The sequence below is a fragment of the Malonomonas rubra DSM 5091 genome, assembly GCF_900142125.1.
Taxonomy (GTDB): domain Bacteria; phylum Desulfobacterota; class Desulfuromonadia; order Desulfuromonadales; family Geopsychrobacteraceae; genus Malonomonas; species Malonomonas rubra.
Window position 1 is genome coordinate 1 of sequence record NZ_FQZT01000013.1, and the last position, 14,083, is coordinate 14,083.

A 14,083-nucleotide genomic window follows, 5' to 3' on the forward strand; every position below is an offset into this window, starting at 1 on the left:
GCAAGTTCGCGCTCAAGTCGCTTGATTTTCTGGGCGGGAGTCTCTTTGTCTTTGGGTGATTGGGGCATAACGTGCCTCACAGGCTGGGTCCAGTCCATCTTTCCATGCTTTCTCAACCATGTTAGCACGGTTGAACGCCCCTGAATGCCATAGATCTTCTGAGCTTGCTTGTAGCTCATGTCGCCTTTTTCTACGGCATCAACCACCTTCAACTTAAAGCCCATGGTGTAATCACGCTGAGTACGTCTCTTTCGCTGTCTGTCTGACTTGTCCATCATAAGCCTCCAAGGTGTAAACTTATTTCAGGACGGGACATGCTATTAAAAGAGGGCGCATCGGAAGATGTGCCCTCTTTTAATTTACGAGCAAAGGATCAGTTTAGAATTGCTTTGAGCTCCTGCTCCATTTCCCCAATCTGCACATTATTGATAAACGCCAGTGTTCCCCAGTTCGTCTGTTTGTCTTTAACCGATCGATAAATCTCCGGAGCTGGCTCTCCTGTTCTTTTCGCTAAAAAGAAACAGAGGATCGCTTCTCGGTTGTCGGCTCCGGCCTGGCGAACCGTTGTCAGCTGTTCACTGTCAACACGCATCAGGTAGAGTAATGCTTCATCCACCACGGCGGTCGCAAGCTGCTCATCGTCAGCTTTTTCGAGGGCTGCGCCGATTGCAGACGACAGCTGTTCCTCCAACAACCCGGCTTCCTTCAGTGCCCCACGCCAACTGCCTTTGATTTGTCGCATGGTCATCACGGATTTCGTATCGAGCCCGGAACGAGCGGCGACATAATGGCTGATCCAAAGCTGTTCGGACGGCACTCCACTCATCAGATCTTTGACCAGACGAAATTTTTGCGCGTTAAATGCAACGGCAAGAAAGGAATTCTGCGTGGTCGCAAGCAGGTACGGCACCACTTTTTCCGGATTCTGATGGTCGAAAGTCCGATCAGTAAAACAGTGACAGTTGATGGTCGATTCTTCTGCAACCGCACTATGGGCCAGCAGAACAAAAACTATGAAAAACAAGACAGTCAGTTTGCGCACGGGTCACCTCTTCAGAAGGATTGATTTCCTCTCAACTTAGCAGAAGTTTCCCGTTACGCTTTGACCTAAGTCAACTTCAGTCAAGTGGATCAAACTGATCTTTAGTCGCATAGCACAATGGGCAGACCCAGCTATCCGGCAGATCGTCAAACTCGACGCCCGGCGCGACCTGGTTCATTTCATCCCCCTTGGCGGGGTCGTACGTGTAGCCACAGCAGGTACAGATGTAACGCATCGCTGATCCTTTACTTAAACGGCAAAATACTTGGCTTGTGGATGATGAACGACAATTGCAGAAGTGCTCATCTCCGGCACCATCTCGAAAGATTCGGTCAATCCGACGCCGATCTGCTGCGCCTTGACCAGTTCAAACAGCGGCAGGTGCGCTTCCAGATCGGGACAGGCGGGGTAACCGAACCCGTAACGCGACCCTTGGTATCCCTGAGCCACATAAGCTGCGACATCGGCCTGAGCCTGTTGCTGAAGCCCCATTTCAATGCGCATCTGTTCGTGCCAGTACTCAGCCAGGCCGTCCGTTAATTCAACCCCCAGCCCATGCAGCATCAGGTAATCGTGATAGCTGTCCGATGCGTACAGTTCGCTGGTCATTTCCGCCAAGCGATCACCAATGGTGACGACGAAAAAGCCGACCTTGTCACCGCCCTCTTCCGCACTGCGGAAATAGTCGGCAATACAGAGGTGCGGTGGAGCAGGCTGGCGTGGGAAGTCGAATCGTTTTTCACCACTCGTGGAGTGTACCAGCAGGCTGTCACCCTCGCTGCAGCAGTCAAAATACCCGTAAGCGACTTTCGGCTGCAGCCAGTTCTCGCTCAGGGCCTGATCTTTCAAACGGGCGTACAGCGGCAGTACCGTCTTATCCGTGAGCTCGGCATATTCCTCTTTCGACATTTTCCCACGCCGATAGCCCCAGCGGCCACGGAACAGGGCCGCCTGATTGAGATAGTTGAACAACGGCTCTGCCGGCAGGTCTTCGATAATTTTCTCGCCTAAAAAAGGAACGCTCGGGGGAATCTGTGAACGATCAATCCCTTCCTGCTGTGGTCCCGGTTTATTTGCCGCAACAGCCGCTGATTCCCAACGGGTCGATTGGAGCGATCCCGATTCAAAGTCCCGGATCGCTTTCAACCCGGCAAAAGCATCTGCACAGTAGACCACTTGATTTTCATAGCCGGGGACACAATCCTCGGCGACGAACTTCGGTGTCAGCGCCGCGCCACCGAGCAGCACCGGCTGGGTCAGTCCGGCAGCCTGAAACTGCAGCATATTCTCTTTCATCAGCAGCGCCGATTTGACCAGCAAACCGGAAAGACCGACGACATCAACCTGCAACTCTTTCGCCTTGGCGATAATTTCTTCCGCCGGAACCTTGATGCCGATATTATGCACCTTGTAACCATTATTGGAGAGGATGATATCGACCAGGTTTTTGCCGATATCATGCACATCCCCGGCAACCGTCGCGAGCAGAATACTGGTTCGCCCTTCATCAGAGAGTTTTTCCATGTATGGTTCGAGCAGGTTGACCGACTGTTTCATTACTTCAGCCGACTGCAATACGAACGGCAGCAGCAACTCGCCGCGACCGAACAGCTCACCAACCTCACGCATCGCCGGCACCAGCAGACCGTTGATGATATCGAGCGGCTGCCAGCGACCACGCAACTCGGTCAACAGATCTTCCAGCCCCTCTTTATCACCCTTCAAAACCTTTTGTCGCAGCTGTTCCTCCAGCAACGTATCGCTCTCTTCTTCGTCGCTTTCTTCAACCGCCTGTTCGAAATGCTCGATGAAATTCATCAGCGCATCGTCGCTGCGGTTGAAAAGCAGATCGAGACAAAGCTGCCGATCTTCATCACTGATCGCGACATAAGGCAACACTTTGGCCGCATCGACAATCGCCGTATTCAGACCCGCAGCGACCGCTTCGTGCAGAAACACAGAATTCAACACCTTGCGTGCGGCCGGGCGCAGACCGAAACTGATGTTGCTGACGCCGAGAGTAAAGCCGACGCCGGGCAACTCTTTTTTAACCTGCTTGATGGCATCGAGGGTCTGAATCGCGGCATCGCGCATTTTTTCGTCGCCGGAACCGACAGTGAAGGTCAGCAGATCGAAAAGGATGTCCTGCGCGCGCAAACCATGCTTTTCGACTGCCAGGCGATAAATTTCCTTCGCTGCGGCGACCTTCTTTTCACAGGTCAGCGCCATACCCTCTTCGGTGATCGTCAACGCGACCACGGCAGCACCGTATTTTTTCGCCAGCGCACAGATTTTGTCCAGATTGGCGCCACCGTCTTCTAAATTTATCGAGTTGATAATCGCCCGCCCCGGGTAGAGCGGCAGCACCGCTGACAGCGTTTCCGGGCTGGTTGAGTCGAGCATCAGCGGTGCTTTACAGGAACCGGCGAACAGTTTGACCAGCGTGTTCATGTCGCTCAGTTCGTCACGTCCGGCATAAGCGACGCAAAGATCGAGCACCTGTGCACCCCGTGCTTCCTGATCGAGAGCCATTTTCAGGCAACTATCCCAGTCCTCGGCCAGCAACGCTTCGCGGAAGGCTTTCGAGCCATTCGGGTTGCAACGCTCACCGATCAGCAGCGGAGGAATTTCCTGGTTCAGTTCGACGGCCTGGTAAAGACTGGAGACAGAGACTTTCATCGGCTCACCTCCCGCTGCAACGGCTTAATACCGACCAGCTTTTCTGCCAACGCTTTAATGTGCGCCGGGCTGGTCCCGCAACAGCCACCGACCACGCTGACGCCCTGCTCGGTGACGAATTGATACATCTGCTCGGCAAACTCGTCCGGCGTCATCGGATAGACCGTCTGCCCATCGACCACCTCCGGCAATCCCTGGTTCGGGATACAGGAAATTCTCTGCGGCCAGTGCTGACTAAGATAGTGGATGTGGGAGCGCATATCCTGCGGACCGGTAGCGCAGTTGAGGCCGAGAGAGAAAAGCGGGTACGGCTCCAGTGTTGCCAGCACGGCTCCGATATCGGAACCGACCAGCATGGTGCCCTGCTGCTCGATAGTCACCGAGGCCAGCACCGGCAGCTCCATTTTTGCCGACTCAAGCACTTCAAACACACTGATCAGCGCTGTTTTGGTCTGTAACAGGTCCTGGCAGGTTTCGACAATCAGGCAGTCAACGCCCGCTTCAAGCAGAGCATCAGCCTGTTGACGGGTTGAATCCGCCAATTCGTCGACGTTGATATGTCCGAGCGAGGGCAACTTGGTACCAGGTCCGATGGAACCGGCGACGTAACGACCGGACTGGTCCCCCGCCGCTTTGCGGGCATTTTCTACCGCACGCTGGTTGATCTCTTTGACCTTACCTTGCAAACCGTACTCGCCCAGCACAACACTGCTGGCACCGAAGGTATCGGTTTCGACCACCATCGCTCCAGCATCGTACATGCTCTTGTGCAGTTCCACAATAATCTCGGGCGCGGTTATGTTCAGTACCTCGTTGCAGCCTTCGCAACCGTCCCAGGCCTGCAGGGGAATGTCCATCAACTGCAGGTTAGTGCCACAGGCTCCATCGAAGATCAGTAGTTCATTTTCAGTTAAAGTCATTTATCAACCTTTCTGTCTTAACAGCCTGTCTTTTATCAATATATTAAGCCGACAACTGCGCCTGTCATACAGGTCGCAAAAACTCCGGCAACAATTGATTTCATTCCCAGCGAAATAATTTCATCTCTCCGATCAGGAGCCATGGCCCCCAGTCCACCGATCATGATGCCGAGACTACCGAAATTGGCGAAGCCACACAAAGCATACACCATGATCAATCGACTGCGTTCGCCGAGTTGCTCAACGGGAGTTGCGACCAGCTGCAGGTAAGCGACGAATTCATTGAGGATGGTCTTGGTGCCGAGCAGGCTCCCGGCGACAAAGGCTTCATCCCAGGGGACGCCAAGCAGCCAGACAACCGGGGCAGCAACAACACCCAGAACCCTTTGCAACGTCAGTGGTTCACCAGCCACGTCGGGCAACAGTCCTAGCAGCTGGTTACAGAAGCTGACCATCGCCAGCAAGACGATCAGCATGGCGATAACATTCAGCAACAGCTTGATACCATCCGCGGTTCCCCGGGTGATCGCATCCATCGCACCTGTCGCTTCGCTTCGCTCCATCTCACGGCCGACGGTTGCTTCTCCGACATGCGGCACCATCACCCCGGCGATAACGAGCGCAGCAGGTGCGCTGATGATCGATGCCGTCAAAATATGGCCCAGGGAATCGGGCAGGGTCTCGCGCAGGATGCTGGCGTACAGCACCAGAACTGTGCCGGCGATCGTGCTCATACCACAGACCATCAGCGCAAACAGCTCGCCCCGCGACATCTTCTTCAGGTAGGGGCGGACCAGCAAAGGCGCTTCAACCATGCCGACGAAGATGTTGGCCGCCGCGGAAATACCGACCGCTCCACCAACCTGCAGGCTCTTTTCCAACAGCAACGAGCAGCCTTTCACCAGCAAAGGGAGGATCCGCCAGTAAAACAGCAATGACGATAACGCACTGACCACCAGTATGATCGGTAAAGCACGAAAAGCAAAAACAAAGGATGCCCCCGGAGCCGTTTCGGCGAAAGGCAGGTTCCCACCGCCGAGAAAGCCAAACACCATACTGGTCCCTTCTGTCGTGGCTTTTTCCAGCGCGAGAGTCAACGTGTTCAGCAACAGGAACAGATCCTTGATCGGCGGAAATTTCAGTAGCAATGCTGCCACCAGAAACTGCAGCACGACTCCCGTCACCACCAGCCGCCAGTTGACTTTGCGCCGCTGTTCACTGGCAAGCCAGGCCAGCAGGAGCAGCAGGAGAACACCAAGAACACCTCGATACGCCATCAGTACTCCATCATCAGGTCATGGAAAGAAAAACAGGCACCACTTTACGCAGATGCAGGTTTTCTGTCCAGCACAAGGAAGTGATGTAAACGGGTAAAATAATAAGACTTATGTTCCAACCAAAGATATTTTTTGATAGGCTTACATGATCTGCCACAATGAGTGAACGGTCTTTCCACTGCCTCATTCGAAACAGATGTTGCCAGTATCAAATGAAAAGAGGGGATTATGAGCCAATCTGAACATCGTGTTCGCGAAAGACAGCTGCAAAAGCGACTGGGAGATTACCTGCTATCCAAAGGAACAATTTCAGCTGAACAGCTCGAAGAAGCGATCGAGAATCAATGCATCTATGGCGGCCGTCTCGGCACCAGCCTGATTGAACTCGGGCTGGTTGGGGAAGATGAGCTTGCAAGAATCCTCAGCCAGCAGTTGAAGCTGCACTACATCAAGCCGGAAGCATTGATGAACGTGCAAAGCAATGTCATCAAACTGGTTCCGCGGAAACTCGCCCTGCAGTACCAGATCGTCCCCTACCATAAAGACAAGGGCAAGCTTTATATCGCTATAAGCGATACTTCAGACCTGAAAACCATCGACGAACTCTCGTTCCAGCTTGGACATATCCTCGTCCCCCTGGCGGTACCAGAGTTCCGCCTGATGTTGGCGCTCCACAAACACTATGGCCAGAATCTGACCCCACGCTACGAAAACCTGGCTCTTCAGCTTAAGGTACGCAGCAAAGCAGAAGAAAAAATAAAAAGATCCCAGAGCTTGAAAAAAGAAGCTGTGTCAACAAACACAAATTCTGACGAGGAGGCCTGGCCGCTGCTTGGAGATGACAACTTTGAAGACCTTGGCGGCCCCGCTCCTGATGACGAAACGTACTTCAGCCTGCCAAGCAGTCAACAGAACAAAAACCAGCCTGATTTCAATCATCGCCTGGTCGCGGCCAACGAGCGCAATGAAATCGGCAACGCTCTGATCGAGTTCCTTGCTGAGAAATTTCAGGGCTGTGCTTTAATGCTGGTACGCGACAACCTGGCGACTGGCTGGCTTGGACGACATCAAAATCAGGAACTGTCAACCTTGGCGCAGCTTCAGATCCCATTGCGGGAAGCTTCGATTTTCAATCAGGTGGTCGTCAACCAAGGTCACTACATTGGCATTGTCGGGGATCTCCCTCATAACAGAAGCCTGCTGAGCCACTTCTCATGCAGTCCACCACAAACTGCCCTGGCTCTTCCGCTGATGGTCAGAGAACGCCTGGTCAGCATTCTTTACGTTCAGGACAGCCTTGAGCAACTGGAAAAGAATTTTCACCTCTTGATCAACGCGGCAAGGAAAACTGAAATGGCCTTTTCCATGCTGATTCTCAAGAACAAGATTCTGGCAACCTGATAAAGACAATGGCAACAAACCCGGATCATATTGATCACCAACTGGCTGAACTGCTACAACAGGCTCTCACGGCAAGTGAAGAAGAACTGTTTCAGACTGTCCTTCATAGTGACTTAAGAATTGTCTCAGCGGCACTGAAGAATCGATCCTGTCACGAAGACCACTTACTCGCGCTGCTAAAAAGACGTGATCTGAACGAACAGATCTGTGACAGAATTTACAAGCGGCACAAAAAATCTCTCAGCCATCGGCTATTGCTGGCCCTGGTCAAGTGCAACGCCTGTAGCGATATCACCTTCAGAACGTTGCTACCCTACTTACGCCTGTTCGAATTAGTCGATTTCTGCTTTTTACCGGGCGCCTCCATTGATCGCAAAGTTGCTGCAGAAAGAAATATCCTGCAACGCCTGCCGACGACACCCCTCGGCAATAAAATGACTCTGGCACGCAGAGCCTCTGCACCGATCGTCGCTGAACTGCTGAAGGAAGCGAATCCCAGCCTGACCGAAGCCTGCCTGGGGAGCCCACGGGTTAAAGAAGCGGCAATCTTCCAACTGTTGAACAGCTCACGGGCAACAGCTGATATCATTTCCATGATCGCGCGTCACAGTCGCTGGAAAAACCGCCCTAACCTGCAGCTGGCAATCCTGAAAAATTCACGCACCCCGGCAGTCTGGTTCACTCTCTGGCTTCCCAAACTGTCCCTGCCTGTGCTTAAACAATTGGCGGCTGGGCAGCGACTTAACCCGCAGCAAAAGCAGTTAGTAAAGAAGGAATTAAAAAAACGTGGCGGACATTAGCGTTTGATCGTTTTTTTTGCTTTCATTTCCAAGTACCTGCTCTATAATTAGACATCACAAATCTTCTTCCCCATAGAAAACTGAAATGAATAATACTGATATGGCACTAAAGATCAGAGAAATGATCGAAGAGCAGATAAACCTTCCATCGCCACCGGCTGTCGCAGTGCAAATTCTTAATGCCGTGCAAAAGCAGGATACTTCCCTGCACGAACTGGCCCGGATTATTACTGCCGACCCAGCACTGACAGGGAAGATGCTGAGCATCGCCAATTCCGGTTTCTATGCGTTACCCAACGAGGTTACCAGCATAGAGCGTGCTCTTTCCGTCCTCGGCACCAACCTGATCAAAAACATCGCGCTTTCATTTGTCATTGCCGCGGAGCTACGGGGCGACAAAGCGTCCAGCTTCGATTTTGAATATTTCTGGAAACGCTCTGTCACTTCTGCCGTTGCCGCAGAGTTGCTTGCAAAGCTTCTCAATGCAAATAATGAGGATATCTTCGTAACCGGCCTGCTGCATGACATCGGTGTACTGGTGATGTACCTGAGCAAAGGCGATGAATACACTGCCTTGCTACACGAGCGAAAAAGAATGGTAGCCTCACTCACCGAGCTCGAAAAGCAGAAATTCGGTTTTGACCACCAGCAACTTGGCTTCACTCTCGTCTGTGACTGGGGCCTGCCGGACAAAATAGCGGAACCTATTCGCTATCATCACCTTGCGAGCGAAGCGCCTGAACAGCATCGACAAACCACACAGATCCTTTGGTTTGCCGACTTGCTGTCATCCATCTATACGGAGTCGGACTCAGGGGAAAAAGTCCGCGATCTGCAAAATAAAATGTCGGAAACATTCAATCTTGACGAGGATGCTATCCGTGAATTGCTCGATGATGTCGCAACCAAAAGCATCAGGATTCTAAAAACTTTTGAAATTGACCCCGGTGATTTGAAACCCTACTCGCAGATGCTGCAGGAAGCCAACGCTGAGCTTGGCAAGCTGAATCTTTCTTATGAGCAGTTGGTGATGGAGCTCAAAGATGCAAAGGAAAAAGCCGAATCGCTGGCAAGTGAATTGCGCGATGCTAACTCTCGACTGAAAGAGCTCGTCTCCCGAGATGGGCTGACCGGGCTCTACAATCACCGCTACTTTCAGGAGATCCTCGACAAAGAGATGGCCCGGGCACAGCGCTATCAGTCATCGCTCTCCCTGATTATGTTCGACATCGACTTTTTCAAGGACGTCAACGACAGTTTCGGCCACCCGGCAGGTGATCTTGTCCTGATGAATCTGGCCCGGGTTGTAGAAGGTGCGGTGCGCCCGAGCGACATTGTCGCCCGCTACGGTGGAGAAGAATTCGCCGTGATTCTGCCTGAAACCAACAAGGCAGGGATGCGTGTCTTCAGCGAACGTCTGCGCCGTTGCGTTGAGGGGGTAACCACGCTGGCAGATAATCAACAGATCCAGGTGACGATCAGTGTCGGCGGCACATCGATCGTCCCTGAACAAACCAATCTGGACAAACAGGACTTAATCGACGCGGCCGATCGAGCCCTTTACGAATCGAAACGCAACGGGCGCAACCGCGTGACAATCGTCAATGCGACCGATTAAAACTGAATCGCTCTAGAAAGAAGAGTTCGGCTGCTGCAGGAATTCAAGTTCTTCCTGAGTCGATTCCCTGCCGAGGATCGCGTTGCGATGAGGGTAGCGGCCAAAGCGAGTGATAATCTCCTGATGTCTCAGGGCATAATCGTAAAAACCGGCAAACACCGATCTCCATCGATCCGGCACTTCATCCAGCAAGGCAGCAAACAGCTCTACTGATCGTTGCTGCCGCTTGTTGTCTTCGCTATGCTCGAGCGGCAGATAAACGAAAACCTTTTCCACTGGTCGCAATTTTTCGACCAGCCCCCTTTCCAGCAGCTCTTCTGCCAACTTCAACGCCAAGTGATCGTAAGCAAAGGCCTGTGCCTGGTTGCGAAAAATATTGCGCGGGAACTGATCGAACAGCAGAATCGTTGCCAGGAAGCACCTCTCTTCGGCCGATTTGCCGGCCAGAACTCCGGACGCAGCTGCTTGTGCCAGAACGTGACTGAATCTTTTCTCGATGTCCCGGTCGATTTTTGCATCCTTACCGAACCACAATTTTCCCTGTTGCTGCACAACGTGAAGATCGTCTTTACTGTTTCCAAACCAGAAATGCAGAATCTCTTCAGCAACTTCCATCGTCACCTCCCCTCTCTTCTCACAGCTGCCTAACAGTCTAACGCTAAAAACGGCTTTTCCCACTGATCAGTTTGTTAATCCACTGGCTAGAGTGCCAAACGCATGCTAACCTTTCAGGCATAAACTGTAACAAACTCCAAAGGTTCCAGATGCCTCAGCCAACCCAGGATGTCAAATATCAGCTTGACAGCGGTAACTCGACCGCTGTTCTTTCTCTTTGCGGTGACTGGTGCTTCGATGCCGGCATACCGCAATCGGAGCCGCTGTTTGCGGACTTAAGCCGACAGCAAAAAAATTCTACATTGCAGATCAACTGCGAGCAGCTCGGCAAATGGGACAGCGGCCTGATGACTTTCCTGCTGGCACTGCTCGACACCTGCCGCCAGCACAAAATAGCTGTCGACACATCGCAGCTCCCGGTCGGCGCACAAAAGTTACTGGATCTGGCGACCCGAGTACCGGAACGAAAAGGTGCCCGACGGGCTGTCCTCGGCTTGCCGGTTTTGACGCGGATCGGCAACGTCACCATTGAAATGCACCGCAACTGGGAAGACTTACTCTCATTTCTCGGTGAAACCGTTTATGCCGTCGGCAACATGCTGCGCGGCAAAGCACGTTTTCGGACTTCCGACCTGTTCTACCAGATCGAAGGTGCCGGCCCATCGGCACTGGCAATCATCACCCTGATCAGCACACTTGTCGGTCTGATCCTCGCTTTCGTCGGAGCGGTACAGCTGCGCCTGTTCGGCGCGCAGATTTTCATTGCGGACCTGGTTGGACTGGGAATGGCGCGGGAGATGGGGGCGATGATGACAGCGATTATCATGGCCGGTCGAACCGGTGCCGCCTACGCTGCCCAGCTCGGCACCATGCAGGTCAACGAAGAGATCGACGCGCTCAAAACCATGGGCATCTCGCCAATCGAATTTCTTGTTTTACCCCGCCTGATGGCGCTCTGCCTGATGATGCCGCTGCTATGCATTTATGCCGATTTCATGGGAATTTTTGGAGGAGCTATCGTCAGTGCCTTAATGCTTGATATCTCCTTTTTCGAGTATTACCAGCAACTGCAGTCTTCAGTTGCACTGAAGCATTTCCTGATCGGCCTGATCAAGGCAGCGATCTTCGGTGTTATCGTCGCGACCTCTGGCTGTTTCCGTGGCATGCAATGTGGTCGCAGCGCATCAGCGGTCGGCTTTGCCGCAACCAACGCTGTTGTCACGTCGATTGTACTGATCGTCGTTGCCGATGCCATCGTTACAATAATTTGCCAGATTCTGGGGTATTGATATGGCAACGCAAGCGCATCTCGATATCCGCAACCTGACCATGGCCTATGGTGATGCTGTGATTCAGGAAAATCTCAACTTCACCGTAAAGCGCGGGGAAATTTTCGTCATTATGGGCGGCAGCGGTTGCGGCAAAAGCACCCTGCTGCGCCACCTGATCGGCCTGATGACTCCGTACGAGGGGCAGATTCTGCTCGACGGAACGGATCTCTGGCAAGCAAGCCAGGAGGAACGCAACCAGTTGATCAGCCGCTGTGGTGTCCTTTACCAGGGCGGAGCGCTCTGGAGTTCCATGACATTGGCGGAAAATCTTGAGGTTCCGTTGAAAGAATACACGACTCTTTCGAATAAGCAGATCAGCGAAGTCATCTCCTACAAACTGGCGTTGGTTGGCCTGGCCGGTTTTGAAGATTATTACCCTTCCGAGATCAGCGGGGGCATGCAGAAACGGGCCGGGCTGGCGCGGGCAATCGCCCTTGACCCGGACATCCTGTTTTTTGATGAACCATCTGCCGGCCTCGACCCGATCAGTTCGCGCCTGCTGGATGACCTGATTCTGCAACTGCGTGACAGCCTCGGTGCAACAGTCGTCATCGTCACCCATGAACTGGCGAGCATTTTCACCGTTGGTGACAATTCGATTTTCCTCGATCCCGATGCAAAAACAAGTATCGCCAGCGGTGCACCGAAAGAGCTGCTGGAAACATCGACAGATCCACGGGTCAGAAAATTTTTGACCCGAACGACATAAACGCTTTTTAGCGATCAGCAATAGAGGGTTTTATGCAACGACGCAAACGAATAGATCCACGCGTTATCGGCAGTTTTGTCGTCGGCGCCATCCTGCTCGGCATGGCCGGTTTGATCTTTTTCGGCCCCGGTGGCCTGGTTTCTGAAACCGAAATGTACGTCCTTCACTTCGACAGTTCGGTCAAAGGTCTCACCGTCGGCTCCCCGGTCCGTTTTCGCGGGGTAAAAATTGGCCAGGTCAAGGACATCAACGTCCGGCTGCGGCCATCAGATCTTGAGTTTCACATCCCGGTCATCATTGAGATTGAGCCTTCACGAATCAAGGCCGAAGGTAGCGAGCAGGGATTTATCGATGCCATGAAAGCAACGTTAAAAGGTGGCAACCCGATCGATCGACTGGTCGAGAAAGGCCTGCGCGGGCAGTTACAGCTCGACAGCCTGGTGACTGGTCGCCTCTATGTCAATTTCGACATGTACCCGGATGAACCTGTCTACAATGTCGATTACCCGTCAGAATACCCGCCCCTACCGACCATCAGTTCCAGTCTCGGTGAGCTGACGAAGACATTTGAAGACTTGCCACTACGTGAACTGGCAGACAAGCTGATCCGCTCTGCAGACGGCTTCGAGCGACTTGTCACCTCCCCCAGCCTGCACAGTGGACTGGCCAAGTTCGATGAATTGGCAACCAACATGAACGAGCTGCTGGAGGAAATGAAAAAAGATCTTTCAGGAATCACCGCGGAGCTTTCGGCTACGATGCAGCAGACTCAGAAAACACTGAGCAATATCGACGACAAACTCGGCCCGGCAAGCAGCGAACTCAGTGATACCCTGCAAGCTTTCGCAGCAGCGTCGAAAAAAACTGAACAAACCATGCAGGCGTTCGCTGCTGCGTCCCAACAAACCGAGCAGGCCATGCAGAGTATCGAGCAAATGACCTCTGCAGATTCACAGCTGCAACAACAATTGAGCCAAACACTGCAGGAACTGTCACGCACGGCCCGCTCTGTCCGCTACCTGGCAAATGAGCTGGAGCATGATCCGCAAATTCTGCTGCGTGGCCGTAGCACAGGAGAGAAAAAATGAAAAAAGAGATCATCGCCATTCTCACCCTGCTGCTGTGCCAAGGGTGCATTCAACTTGGCAGCGACACCCAACCGACCCGCTACTACCTGCTTGAACCCTTGGCGGAACCTGTTGTCGCAACAGGCTCTGAACCGCTAAATATCAAACTCGGTCCGATCGAATTTCCCGGCTACCTGGATCGTCTGCAAATCATCACCCGAGGTGCAGACAACGCTATTATCACAGCACCACTCGATCGCTGGGCAGAGCCGCTGTCGGAAAATTTTCAACGCACGCTGCAGGAAAACCTTCACCGTCGCCTCGGCAATGCGGAAATCCAACTTGCCCCCTGGAACCTGAACAGTAAACCCGGCTACCAAATCCTTTTGACAATCAATAGGTTCGATGCAACTTTAGGGAAGCAGCTTAACGTCGATATCCGCTGGGATATTATTTCTTTGTCAACAAACGGTAAAAAAACTAGAGGCCATTTCCTGAGTCAGACAGAAATCGGCAAAAACTACGGGGAAATGGTCAAACAACTGAGTTCTGCATTAGCAAACTTCAGTCATGAATTGGCTGCAAACCTTTGAGAATTGGTCGCAAAGCATCTCTGACCTCTCG

At 52.7% G+C, this 14,083-nt stretch carries 14 protein-coding genes; 7 read left to right on the forward strand and 7 right to left on the reverse strand.

What is annotated here, in order from left to right:
* The 6 genes from BUB13_RS14555 to BUB13_RS14580 all read right to left on the reverse strand — a co-directional run.
* The coding region (locus BUB13_RS14555) for a helix-turn-helix domain-containing protein (protein WP_072909505.1) at nucleotides 1-275 on the reverse strand (275 nt) is incomplete at its 3' end.
* 98 nt (nucleotides 276-373) lie between these two features.
* Complete coding sequence (locus tag BUB13_RS14560) at nucleotides 374-1,042, reverse strand: hypothetical protein (RefSeq protein ID WP_072909506.1); 669 nt, start codon at nucleotides 1,040-1,042, stop codon at nucleotides 374-376.
* Nucleotides 1,043-1,118: 76 nt separating this feature from the next.
* Nucleotides 1,119-1,277 (reverse strand): rubredoxin, encoded by a 159-nt coding sequence (locus tag BUB13_RS14565; RefSeq protein WP_072909507.1) that lies wholly within the window; start codon nucleotides 1,275-1,277, stop codon nucleotides 1,119-1,121.
* 14 nt (nucleotides 1,278-1,291) lie between these two features.
* Complete coding sequence (locus tag BUB13_RS14570; protein ID WP_072909508.1) at nucleotides 1,292-3,721, reverse strand: methionine synthase; 2,430 nt, start codon at nucleotides 3,719-3,721, stop codon at nucleotides 1,292-1,294.
* Nucleotides 3,718-4,641, reverse strand: a complete 924-nt coding sequence (locus BUB13_RS14575; RefSeq protein ID WP_072909509.1) for a homocysteine S-methyltransferase family protein — start codon at nucleotides 4,639-4,641, stop codon at nucleotides 3,718-3,720. Before BUB13_RS14575 ends, BUB13_RS14570 begins: the two co-directional genes overlap by 4 nt.
* A gap of 35 nt (nucleotides 4,642-4,676) precedes the next feature.
* Nucleotides 4,677-5,918, reverse strand: coding sequence for a NupC/NupG family nucleoside CNT transporter (locus BUB13_RS14580; RefSeq protein WP_208610180.1), 1,242 nt, complete (start codon nucleotides 5,916-5,918; stop codon nucleotides 4,677-4,679).
* A 228-nt stretch (nucleotides 5,919-6,146) separates the two neighbouring features.
* Here BUB13_RS14580 and BUB13_RS14585 point away from each other — a divergent pair, with 228 nt between their 5' ends.
* The 3 genes from BUB13_RS14585 (at nucleotide 6,147) to BUB13_RS14595 (ending at nucleotide 9,737) form a co-directional block, all read left to right on the forward strand.
* Nucleotides 6,147-7,319, forward strand: a complete 1,173-nt coding sequence (locus tag BUB13_RS14585) for a cyclic di-GMP-binding domain-containing protein, MshE-related (protein WP_072909511.1) — start codon at nucleotides 6,147-6,149, stop codon at nucleotides 7,317-7,319.
* 8 nt (nucleotides 7,320-7,327) lie between these two features.
* Nucleotides 7,328-8,119, forward strand: a complete 792-nt coding sequence (locus BUB13_RS14590; protein WP_072909512.1) for a hypothetical protein — start codon at nucleotides 7,328-7,330, stop codon at nucleotides 8,117-8,119.
* A gap of 85 nt (nucleotides 8,120-8,204) precedes the next feature.
* Complete coding sequence (locus BUB13_RS14595; RefSeq protein WP_072909513.1) at nucleotides 8,205-9,737, forward strand: sensor domain-containing diguanylate cyclase; 1,533 nt, start codon at nucleotides 8,205-8,207, stop codon at nucleotides 9,735-9,737.
* A gap of 12 nt (nucleotides 9,738-9,749) precedes the next feature.
* Here the strand turns inward: BUB13_RS14595 and BUB13_RS14600 are convergent, their stop codons facing one another.
* Nucleotides 9,750-10,352 carry a DUF924 family protein gene (locus BUB13_RS14600; protein WP_072909514.1) on the reverse strand — a complete coding sequence of 201 codons (603 nt, stop codon included), beginning with the start codon at nucleotides 10,350-10,352 and terminating at the stop codon, nucleotides 9,750-9,752.
* A gap of 149 nt (nucleotides 10,353-10,501) precedes the next feature.
* Here BUB13_RS14600 and BUB13_RS14605 point away from each other — a divergent pair, with 149 nt between their 5' ends.
* Genes BUB13_RS14605 through BUB13_RS14620 form a run of 4 tightly spaced genes read left to right on the forward strand, consistent with a single transcriptional unit; the run spans nucleotide 10,502 to nucleotide 14,052 of the window.
* Complete coding sequence (locus tag BUB13_RS14605) at nucleotides 10,502-11,641, forward strand: ABC transporter permease (RefSeq protein WP_072909515.1); 1,140 nt, start codon at nucleotides 10,502-10,504, stop codon at nucleotides 11,639-11,641.
* Between the two features lies 1 nt (nucleotide 11,642).
* Nucleotides 11,643-12,392: an ABC transporter ATP-binding protein gene (locus BUB13_RS14610; RefSeq protein ID WP_072909516.1), complete on the forward strand. Its 750-nt coding sequence runs from the start codon at nucleotides 11,643-11,645 to the stop codon at nucleotides 12,390-12,392.
* Between the two features lie 32 nt (nucleotides 12,393-12,424).
* Complete coding sequence (locus BUB13_RS14615; RefSeq protein ID WP_072909517.1) at nucleotides 12,425-13,480, forward strand: MlaD family protein; 1,056 nt, start codon at nucleotides 12,425-12,427, stop codon at nucleotides 13,478-13,480.
* Nucleotides 13,477-14,052, forward strand: a complete 576-nt coding sequence (locus BUB13_RS14620; protein ID WP_072909518.1) for a PqiC family protein — start codon at nucleotides 13,477-13,479, stop codon at nucleotides 14,050-14,052. Before BUB13_RS14615 ends, BUB13_RS14620 begins: the two co-directional genes overlap by 4 nt.
* Nucleotides 14,053-14,083 lie beyond the last annotated feature (31 nt).

What these genes read in the sequence shown, in the direction of transcription:
- BUB13_RS14565 (WP_072909507.1), bottom strand. Translation starts at nt 1,277, where the DNA reads ATGCGTTACATCTGTACCTGCTGTGGCTACACGTACGACCCCGCCAAG.
- BUB13_RS14570 (WP_072909508.1), bottom strand. Translation starts at nt 3,721, where the DNA reads ATGAAAGTCTCTGTCTCCAGTCTTTACCAGGCCGTCGAACTGAACCAG.
- BUB13_RS14575 (WP_072909509.1), bottom strand. Translation starts at nt 4,641, where the DNA reads ATGACTTTAACTGAAAATGAACTACTGATCTTCGATGGAGCCTGTGGC.
- BUB13_RS14580 (WP_208610180.1), bottom strand. Translation starts at nt 5,918, where the DNA reads ATGGCGTATCGAGGTGTTCTTGGTGTTCTCCTGCTGCTCCTGCTGGCC.
- BUB13_RS14585 (WP_072909511.1), top strand. Translation starts at nt 6,147, where the DNA reads ATGAGCCAATCTGAACATCGTGTTCGCGAAAGACAGCTGCAAAAGCGA.
- BUB13_RS14590 (WP_072909512.1), top strand. Translation starts at nt 7,328, where the DNA reads ATGGCAACAAACCCGGATCATATTGATCACCAACTGGCTGAACTGCTA.
- BUB13_RS14595 (WP_072909513.1), top strand. Translation starts at nt 8,205, where the DNA reads ATGAATAATACTGATATGGCACTAAAGATCAGAGAAATGATCGAAGAG.
- BUB13_RS14600 (WP_072909514.1), bottom strand. Translation starts at nt 10,352, where the DNA reads ATGGAAGTTGCTGAAGAGATTCTGCATTTCTGGTTTGGAAACAGTAAA.
- BUB13_RS14605 (WP_072909515.1), top strand. Translation starts at nt 10,502, where the DNA reads ATGCCTCAGCCAACCCAGGATGTCAAATATCAGCTTGACAGCGGTAAC.
- BUB13_RS14610 (WP_072909516.1), top strand. Translation starts at nt 11,643, where the DNA reads ATGGCAACGCAAGCGCATCTCGATATCCGCAACCTGACCATGGCCTAT.
- BUB13_RS14615 (WP_072909517.1), top strand. Translation starts at nt 12,425, where the DNA reads ATGCAACGACGCAAACGAATAGATCCACGCGTTATCGGCAGTTTTGTC.
- BUB13_RS14620 (WP_072909518.1), top strand. Translation starts at nt 13,477, where the DNA reads ATGAAAAAAGAGATCATCGCCATTCTCACCCTGCTGCTGTGCCAAGGG.